The organism is Streptomyces sp. NPDC004561, from assembly GCF_053602155.1.
This window is the reverse complement of sequence record NZ_JBSGDB010000849.1, coordinates 1-1874: the sequence shown is the minus strand read 5'-3', so window position 1 is coordinate 1874 and position 1874 is coordinate 1. Positions and strand designations below refer to the sequence as shown.

The following is a 1874-nucleotide window of genomic DNA, read 5'->3' as shown; positions in this document are numbered from 1 at the left end:
GGTTCGTCCGGCGGCTGGGGCCCCCCCTTTTCGGCGGGGGCGCCGGCCCGCCCAACTTTGCATTAGGCCCCCACCCCCCCCAACCACCGCACCCCCCCGGGGCCGGCCCCCCCCCCGGCCCCGGGCGGGGCGGCCCCGCGGCGCGCCGCGGCCATGGGGCTGGGCGTCGGCGGTGCCATGCGGCAGGAGGTCTACCGGGACGACCGGCCTTTCACGGACTGGTCCGAGGAGCCGGCCGGGCGGGTGTTCGTGCACCTGGTGACGCCTCCGGAGTGGCGCCGGATCACGGGTGAGGCACCCCCGCCGTCGCCGGTGGACCGGGCGGCGTACACCCGCGCGGGACTGCCCTGGTACGAGTACTACGACGCCGACGCCGAGGATCTCGCGCCGACCGGCACCCTGGACGCGGTCAAGCCGGTCGGAGACTGGCTGGGGGACGACCTGGACCCGTGGCAGGCGCCGTCCGGTGGTCAGGTGACCCCGCTGAAGGACGCGCCGGGCAAACCGGTCGACGACGGCGAGTGGTGAGCTCCTTCCGCGTTCCATCGTCCGCAACACGCGTCGCCGGGTTTGCCCTTGGCGGTCGTCAGCGGCCAAGGTGGCTGTCACGACCGGGGCGACCGACGACCTGAGGTGCGGCATGGACACGGAGGCAGGGGCGGGCGGCGGCTGGAGCAGGCGCCGGTTCGTCGGGGCGGTCGCGGGCACGGCGGCCGTGGTGGCGGTCCCGTCCCCGGCGGCCCCCGCGTCGGACAGCGCGCCCACGCCCCGCGAGCGCCCGGCCTCCGGGCCGCCCACCGGGCCCCGCCCGCTGTACGTGGGGACCTACACCTCCGCCGAGGGCGGTGGCACCGGCATCGGGCTGGCCTCGTACGACCCGGAGACGGGCCTGATCACCGGCTCGGGCGCGCTGACCGGGGTCCCCGACCCGTCGTATCTCGCGGTGCATCCGGACGGGCGCACGCTGTACGCGGTGGACGAGCGCCAGGACGGCGGTGTGACGGCCGTACGCCTCTCCGACCGCCGGGTCCTCGGCACACGGAGCACCGGCGGCTCGGGGCCCTGTCATCTGTCGGTGCATCCCGGCGGGCGCTGGCTGCTGAGCGCCAACTACGGGTCGGGGAGCGTCGCCGTGCACCCGATCGACGCCTCGGGGGCCCTGGGCGAGCGCACCGCCCTGGTCACGCACACCACCCCGCCTCCCGGCCCGGGCCAGGAGGGGCCGCACGCCCACCAGTTCCTCACCGGCCCCGACGGCAGGCACGTCCTCGCCGTCGACCTCGGTACCGACACCGTCTACACGTACCGTCTGGACCGGACGAACGGCACCCTCACGGAGACGGGACAGGCGCACGCCCGGCCCGGCGCGGGGCCGCGGCATCTGACCTTCCATCCAAACGGCCGGTACGCCTATCTGGCCAACGAGGTGGACGACACGGTCACGGTCTGCGCCTACGAACCGGCCACCGGCCGTCTGACGATCGGCGAGCCGCAGTCCACGGGCTCAACGGGCGCCACCAACTACCCGGCGCAGATCCTGGTCACCGCGAACGGCCGGTACGCCTTCCTCGCCAACCGCGGCCACAACAGCCTCGCCCGGTTCGCGGTGGAGGCCGACGGCGCCCGGCTGCGGCTGCTCGGCGCGGTGCCGGTGGGCGGGGACTTCCCGCGGCAGATCGCGTTCTCGCCGGACGGCCGGCTGCTGTTCGCGGCGAACCAGCGCTCCGGCACGGTCACCGTCTTCCATGCCGACCCCGAGCGCGGCGAACTGCGCCGGGCCGGTGAGCCGTTCGCCTCACGCGTCGCTCGCCGAGTACACCCCGGACATGCTCGCCGAGGTGAACTCCCGCATCCCGGCGGGGCGGCACGCCCGG

1 protein-coding gene and 1 pseudogene are annotated in these 1874 nt (G+C 75.7%); both read left to right on the top strand.

The features are described 5' to 3' along the window. Window positions 1-105: 105 nt before the first annotated feature. A pseudogene (locus ACWEN3_RS46050) lies at window positions 106-528 on the top strand (hypothetical protein); the annotation flags it as partial. Between the two features lie 112 nt (window positions 529-640). Next, window positions 641-1874, top strand: a 1234-nt coding sequence (locus tag ACWEN3_RS46045) for a lactonase family protein (protein WP_452984356.1), incomplete at its 3' end; no start/stop codon positions are given.